This is a genomic window from Bordetella muralis (assembly GCF_054781015.1).
The window spans coordinates 657,171-664,545 of sequence record NZ_BAAGVF010000002.1 but is presented as its reverse complement, the minus strand read 5'-3'; the positions used below and the strand labels follow the sequence as shown (position 1 = coordinate 664,545).

6 protein-coding genes are annotated in these 7,375 nt (G+C 61.8%); 1 reads left to right on the top strand and 5 read right to left on the bottom strand.

The features are described 5' to 3' along the window. Positions 1-459: 459 nt before the first annotated feature. The 3 genes from ACYVIT_RS05150 to tkt are packed head-to-tail and all read right to left on the bottom strand — an operon-like array spanning position 460 to position 4,722. Positions 460-1,653 (bottom strand): phosphoglycerate kinase, encoded by a 1,194-nt coding sequence (locus ACYVIT_RS05150; RefSeq protein ID WP_415808710.1) that lies wholly within the window; start codon positions 1,651-1,653, stop codon positions 460-462. Positions 1,654-1,659: 6 nt separating this feature from the next. Further along, positions 1,660-2,670, bottom strand: coding sequence for a type I glyceraldehyde-3-phosphate dehydrogenase (gene gap, locus ACYVIT_RS05145; RefSeq protein ID WP_415808709.1), 1,011 nt, complete (start codon positions 2,668-2,670; stop codon positions 1,660-1,662). Positions 2,671-2,685: 15 nt separating this feature from the next. Next, positions 2,686-4,722 (bottom strand): transketolase, encoded by a 2,037-nt coding sequence (gene tkt, locus ACYVIT_RS05140; RefSeq protein WP_415808708.1) that lies wholly within the window; start codon positions 4,720-4,722, stop codon positions 2,686-2,688. Between the two features lie 228 nt (positions 4,723-4,950). Here tkt and ACYVIT_RS05135 point away from each other — a divergent pair, with 228 nt between their 5' ends. After that, positions 4,951-5,691, top strand: a complete 741-nt coding sequence (locus tag ACYVIT_RS05135; RefSeq protein WP_415808707.1) for a 16S rRNA (uracil(1498)-N(3))-methyltransferase — start codon at positions 4,951-4,953, stop codon at positions 5,689-5,691. Between the two features lie 41 nt (positions 5,692-5,732). Here ACYVIT_RS05135 and ACYVIT_RS05130 read toward each other — a convergent pair whose 3' ends face one another. Beyond that, on the bottom strand, positions 5,733-6,197 hold the full coding sequence (locus ACYVIT_RS05130) for a barstar family protein (protein ID WP_415808706.1): 465 nt from the start codon (positions 6,195-6,197) through the stop codon (positions 5,733-5,735). Next, positions 6,194-7,357 (bottom strand): patatin-like phospholipase family protein, encoded by a 1,164-nt coding sequence (locus tag ACYVIT_RS05125; RefSeq protein ID WP_415808715.1) that lies wholly within the window; start codon positions 7,355-7,357, stop codon positions 6,194-6,196. The genes ACYVIT_RS05130 and ACYVIT_RS05125 overlap by 4 nt, the downstream gene beginning before the upstream one ends. Positions 7,358-7,375 lie beyond the last annotated feature (18 nt).

Genomic DNA, 7,375 nt, shown 5'->3' with positions numbered 1-7,375 from the left:
CGCACTCAAGCAGATCTTCCAACCAGGCACCACGCCACCCCTACCGCATGCCCGGACCGATCGCTTGAGGGGGACGCGCAGGGCGTCCCCCGAAAGCAGCACCGCAAGATCTTCCTCTCTACCACCGCGGCTGCAGAAAAACGCCAAGCAAGAAAGTCGTGCCAGCGATGCAGAGAATTCTAGTTGCTGCCAGTCGAGCCGAGGCAATCGGCCCGGCCGGGCGCCTCAAAGTCGAGTGGAGCGGACGTCGAAGGGAGCGCGAACGCGCGGACGAGACGAGCGAACACGGTGTCCGGCGCCCGCGCGCCGGACCGACTTTGTGAAGCCCGGCCGGGCCGATTGCCTCGGCTCGACGACCAATAGAACCCTGAACACCGATCAGCACAAAAAAAAATGCCAAGCACATCACATGCCTGGCATTTCTCCAGCTAACAACAACAGCGACAAGCCATCGAACAATCAGCCAGCACGTTCCTCGAGAATAGCCACAGCCGGCAAGGACTTGCCTTCCAGGAATTCCAGGAATGCACCGCCCCCAGTGGAGATATAGCCGACCTTGTCAGCGATCCCGTATTTGGCGATGGCTGCCAGCGTGTCGCCACCGCCTGCGATCGAAAACGCAGGTGATTCGGCAATCGCTTTGGCGAGGACTTCGGTGCCGTTGGCGAACGCATCGAACTCGAACACGCCCACGGGGCCGTTCCAGACGATGGTGCCTGCCTGCTGCAGAATCCCAGCCAAATGCTGTGCGGTCTGCGGGCCAATGTCCAGAATCAGATCATCGTCAGCAACCGCGTCAGCCGCCTTGACGGTGGCTTCGGCATCAGCGGAAAACGACTTGGCGCACACCACATCCGTCGGGATGGGGACTTCTGCGCCGCGCTTTTTCATGATGTCGATCACGGCACGGGCCTGCTCGACCTGGTCGGGCTCGGCCAGTGATTTACCAATGGACAAGCCAGCCGCCAGCATGAAGGTATTGGCGATACCGCCGCCCACCACCAACTGATCAACCTTGTCGGCCAGCGACTGCAGGATGGAGAGCTTGGTCGAGACCTTGGAGCCGCCGACGATGGCTACCAACGGGCGCTTCGGTTCGTGCAGAGCACGGCCCAATGCGTCCAGCTCGGCCTCGAGCAACGGACCCGCGCAAGCGATCGGCGCAAAACGCGCGATGCCGTGCGTGGTGGCCTCGGCACGGTGTGCCGTCCCGAAAGCATCGTTGACGTAGACGTCGCACAATGCCGCCATCTTGCGCGACAAGGTTTCGTCGTTTTTCTTTTCGCCGGGATTGACGCGGCAGTTTTCCAGCAACACGACCTGGCCCGGATTGACGGTCACGCCGTCGACCCAGTCTTTGACCAACTGCACGGGCATGCCCAGCAGTTGCGACAAACGCTGGCCCACACGGTCCAGCGAGTCGGCTTCGGTCAGTACGCCCTCGGTGGGGCGTCCCAGGTGCGAGGTCACCATGACAGCGGCGCCGCTATCGAGCGCCAGACGGATGCCCGGCACCGAAGCGCGGATACGCGTGTCTTCGCTGATCTGACCCGCGTCGTCAAACGGCACGTTCAGATCGGCGCGGATGAACACCCGCTTGCCATGCAGCGCGCCAGCCTTGGCCAGCGCGGACAGGGTATTGACCTTGGCCATGGCGGATTACTTGGCGGACATCAGCGCGACGGTGGTGTCGAGCATGCGGTTCGAGAAGCCCCACTCGTTGTCATACCACGACGAGACCTTGACCAGCTTGCCCGAGACCTTGGTCAACGTGGAATCGTAGGTGCTGGAAGCCGGGTTGTGGTTGAAGTCAACCGAAACCAGGGGCTCGGTGTTGTAGTTCAGGATGCCTTTCAGTTCGCCTTCGGAGGCGGCCTTGAGGATGCTGTTGACTTCGTCGACGGTGGTTTCGCGCGAGGCCACGAACGACAGATCGACCAGCGACACGTTGATGGTCGGCACGCGGATCGCAAAGCCGTCGAGCTTGCCGTTCAACTCGGGCAACACCAGACCCACGGCAGCAGCGGCGCCGGTTTTGGTCGGGATCATGCTCATGGTGGCCGAACGGGCGCGGCGCAGGTCTTCGTGATAGACGTCGGTCAGAACCTGGTCATTGGTGTAGGAATGGACCGTGGTCATCAGGCCGCTTTCCACACCCAGTTTGTCGTGCAGCGGCTTGACCAGCGGGGCCAGGCAGTTGGTGGTGCACGAAGCGTTCGAGATGACGGTGTCGGTGGCTTTCAGCACGCCGTGGTTCACGCCGTACACAACAGTGGCGTCCACGTCTTTGCCGCCGGGAGCCGAGATGATGACTTTCTTGGCGCCGCCTTTCAGGTGGGCGCTGGCTTTTTCTTTCGAGGTGAAAAAGCCCGTGCATTCCATCACGACGTCGACTTTCAGCTCGCCCCAGGGCAATTCGGCTGGGTTGCGATTAGCCAGGACGCGGATCTTGTCGCCATTGACGATCATGTAATCGCCTTCGACCTCGACCGTGCCGGGGAACTTGCCGTGGGCGGTGTCGTAGCGCGTCAGGTGCGCGTTGGTCTTGGGGTCACCCAGGTCGTTGATGGCAACGATCTCGATGTCGTGTTTTTTACCGCCCTCGTAGTGGGCACGCAGGACGTTGCGGCCGATGCGGCCGTATCCGTTAATGGCGACGCGAATGGTCATGACTAAGAGCTCCTTTTACAAAACTTGCTTGACAGTCTCGGCTACCTTGTCGGCAGTCAGACCGAAGAACTTGAACAAGGCTCCCGCAGGTGCGGATTCGCCGTAACGGTCGATACCGACCACGGCGCCCTCCAGACCCACGTATTTGTGCCACAGCGCCGTGGTGCCCGCCTCGACGGCGACGCGCGGCAATCCCGGCGGCAATACGCTGCGTTTCCACTCGGCATCCTGACGATCGAACACGTCAGTGCTGGGCATGGACACCACGCGTACCGCGATCCCCTCTGCGGCCAACTGCTCTTGTGCAGCCAGCGCGATAGCGACCTCGGAGCCCGTGGCGATGATAACGGCACGCGCGCCTTCTGCGTCTCGCAGAACGTAACCACCGCGGACAATCGCTTTCAGCGTGTCAGCGTCGCGCGGGACGAAAGGCAGGTTCTGGCGCGACAGCAACAGCGCAGTCGGACCGCCATCGTGCACATCCATGCCGATGCTGGCCGGACGCGACACGGCGGTGGCCCAGGCCACGGCTGTCTCCGTGGTATCGCAAGGACGCCATACCGACAGATTCGGAATCAAACGCAGGCTGGAGGCGTGCTCGATCGATTGGTGCGTAGGGCCGTCTTCGCCCAGGCCGATGGAGTCGTGCGTGAATACGTGCACCACACGTTGTTTCATCAACGCGGCCATGCGGATAGCATTGCGCGAGTAATCGGAGAACGTCAGGAACGTCCCGCCGAATGGCAGGTAACCGCCATGCAGCGCGATGCCGTTCATGACGGCGGACATGCCGAACTCACGCACGCCGTAGTTGATGTGGCGGCCAAACTGAATGCCCTGCTCACCGGCGCGCACCGGTGCAACGCCCTTCCAGTCGGTGTAGTTCGAGCCCGTCAGGTCGGCCGAGCCGCCCAGCAGTTCGGGCAATGCAGCAGCCAGTGCCGCAATGGCGAATTGAGAGGCTTTGCGGGTAGCGACCGTCTCGGCTTTTTCGTCGGTGGCCTGGATGAAGGCCTGAAGTTTTTCGGCGATGTCTGCGGGGAGCTCGCCCTTCATGCGGCGGGTGAACTCAGCCGCCTCGGCGGGGTACTGGGCCGCGTAGGCATCAAAGCTGGCTTGCCACGCAGTTTGCGCCTCGGCGCCGGCCTGGCGGGCATCCCAGCCCTCGCGCACGGCTTGCGGCAACTCGAACGGCGCCGCGGTCCAGCCCAACGCCGCACGCGTCGCTGCGATTTCTTCGGCGCCCAACGGTGCGCCGTGCACATTGTGCGTACCCGCCATCGTGGGTGCGCCCTTGCCGATGATGGTGCGGCAGATGATCAGCGTGGGCTTGTCAGACTGCGCGCGCGCCTGGGCAATCGCGGCATCGACGGCAGCCACATCGTGGCCATCGACGCCACGGATGACGTTCCAGCCATAGCCCTCGAAACGCTTGCCGGTATCGTCGCCAAACCAATGTTCGACATGGCCGTCGATGGAAATGCCGTTATCGTCGTACAGGACCACGAGCTTGGAGAGCTTCAGCGTGCCGGCCAAGGAACAGGCTTCGTGGGAAATGCCTTCCATCAGGCAACCGTCGCCCACGAATGCATAGGTGTAGTGATCTACGATCGGCAGGCCAGGCTTGTTGAATTCAGCGGCCAACAGCGCCTCGGCCAGCGCCATCCCCACGGCATTGGCCACGCCTTGGCCCAGAGGACCGGTGGTGGTCTCGACGCCCGGGGTGATGCCAACCTCGGGGTGGCCCGGCGTGCGGGAATGCAATTGACGGAATTGTTTCAACTCCTCGATCGGCAGATCGTAGCCGGTCAGATGCAGCAGCGCGTAGATCAGCATCGAGCCATGGCCGTTGGACAGCACGAAGCGGTCGCGGTTGGCCCAGGCCGGATCGGCCGGATTGTGGCGCAGGTGGCCCAGCCATAGTGCCTGGGCAATTTCCGCCATCCCCATCGGGGCGCCGGGATGCCCCGAGTTTGCTTGTTGGACAGCATCCATGGCTAGAACGCGAATGGCGTCGGCCAGGGCCAGGGGTTGGGCAGTGGATGGGCTCATGCGGAAAAGGCTCGTAGACTCCGGCCAGCCAAAAATGGGGCCAGGTGACAGGAATTGTGAAGCTTACGATTTTAGCATCCGGGGATACCCGGACGCGACGCCGGGCCGAAGCCGGACGATATCGAGACGGGATGCCGTGCCGGCACGCCTGAATTTGGCCGATCAGAGTGGTAGGCTACGCATATTCTTGCCCGCCCGCGCTCTAGAGCGTCCTGTTATTTCATCGCCATGCCGTTGCCGCGTTTTTTCTGCGATACCCCGCTTTCTCCGGGCACCCGCCTGTCTCTGCCCGATGCGTTGGCGCATCATGCCGTACGCGTGCTGCGTCTGCGCGACGGTGCACCCATTGTGCTCTTTAACGGCCTGGGCGGTGAATACCCCGCGACGCTGGGCATTGACGGCAAATCGGCCTGGGCGCAATTGGGCGATCACGACCCTCGCGAAGCTGAGCTCGCAGGCAGTGTCACGCTGGTGCAGGGCTTGCCTTCGGGCGACAAAATGGACTGGGTGATAGAAAAGGCCGTCGAACTCGGTGCGAGCCGCGTCACGCCCATCGCCGCGCAACGCAGTGTGTTGCAACTGAGCGGCGCTCGCCTGGAGAAACGGGTATCCCATTGGGCTCGCATCGCGCAATCCGCCGCGGAACAATGCGGGCGCAATCGGCTCATGGATGTCGATGCGCCGATGGGATTACGGGAATGGCTGGAACAACCTGCCACGGGCCTGCGTCTGCTCTGCCATCCGGATGCGGTTCCAACGCTGGCCGATGCGCTCGCCACGTCAGCTGGACGCGAACCGCTGCAATCGCTCAATCTGCTCGTTGGGCCGGAGGGCGGGTGGTCAGAGGCTGAGCTGGCGCTGGCCGCTCAATATGGCGTTCAATCTGTGCGGTTCGGACCACGTGTGTTGCGCACCGAAACGGCGGGGCTTGCCTTGATCTCGGCGGTGACGGCGATACTCGGCTGGTAATGCAGCGCAAAGTGTTACTCCGGCAGAGCAACACCCCGCGCTCAGCCTTCTCCGTAGCGTGCTGCAGCCACTCCCGGTTCAGGATCCGGATGCTTGCCCGCATGCTCGACGATGTAACTGAACGAACGCCCGTTCTCCTGCGCAAATGTCACTACATCCGCGCACACGGATTCGATCTGCGCTGCATCATCGGCCAACGCGGGATCCCCTGAATGCAGTTTCACCAACCACAACACGAAGCCGGTTTTTTGATCTAAGACCGTGTCACATAAACAGTCATAGAGCGCATCGAAATTCCCGCCAAAATATTCAGGAAAATCGACCGCTTTGGCAATCGCCCGCAATACCGCCGACCGGCTGCGCGCCCGGTCGCACTCGGCCACCATGAACGCTAACCCGAGTTCACGCGCAGCCTCATCCACGGCATCTTTCTGCAGATCGCCATGATCGATCGCGCCACCGCTGCTCAATTGGCGCTGCAACGTAGACTGGCCATTGTGCGTCATGCCTGGCCCTCCTTGAAAAAACCCGCGACATCTTCGCTACGCCGCATCGTATCGGCATACCCCAGTTCAATCAATCGTTGTGTGTAAGCGCCTTCGAACAATAAATAAGACAACAACGCGCCACCACCCGAACGATCAGGGTCGGACGATACACCGAGTACGCGAAAAAGGGTACGGGCTTCGAGAGGCATTTCAGATAAATAATCGAGCGCCAACAGGTCCAACGACTGACTCGGTGTCAAGGTCAGGACGTTCACCCGCCGGACACCCCCACCTACTGCCGGATCATGGCCGATGTAGGTGACCAGTTCGTTAATCCGTTCCAGACGCTCCAAATCCATTGATAAGCCATCTAAAAAGATGCTGGAGAGTACATGTCCGCCCACCTGCGCCAGGCTGGGATAAGGCGGCGAGGCCTCGCGTTTTTCGGGATGCGTCTCATCACGAAAACTGGTGCCTATTACCAACACCCGGGCAGCCCCCAAATGGATCGCCGGACTGATGGGGGCCAACTGTCGCATGGAACCATCACCGCACCACTCGCGCTGGCCCTGCACGTCAACAGGTTGCGCAGGAAAGACAAATGGAATGGACGAGGACGCCATCAGATGCTCGACACCGATGCGTACGGACAGCGCCCGCCGCAATGAACGGTGCCAGGGATCAATCGCGTGGTTCGCCTGATAAAAAGTCAGATGCTCGCCGCTGGTAAACCCCGAGGCGGTAATCGCCAAGGCGTTTAAGGCGTTGTGCTGCAAGTTGGCATGCAAATGCTCGAAATCCAGCACGCGCGTCAACAACTCGGCCAACGGTTTATTGTCCAGCAACGACCGGGGCCGCTCGCGGCCCAGACCGGAAAACATCCATCCCAGGGCCAGCAAGCCCAGCCAACGCACACCGGTCTTGATCAAGCCCGGCGCGTCGGCCCGGTACACCATGCTGGTGTGCAAAGATTCCCAGAGGCGCTGAATGCGTCGCACCGCGAGGTGCGGACGATCGGCACGGCACGCCAAAGCGGTGGCATTGATGGAGCCCGCCGAGGTGCCGCAAATGATGGGAAACGGATTGTGAAAACCCGGACGGGATTCTGGATCAAGAATATCCAACACGGCGCGCAGCGCACCTACTTGGTAGGCCGCGCGCGCGCCGCCGCCTGTCAACACCAGCCCCGTCGGAGA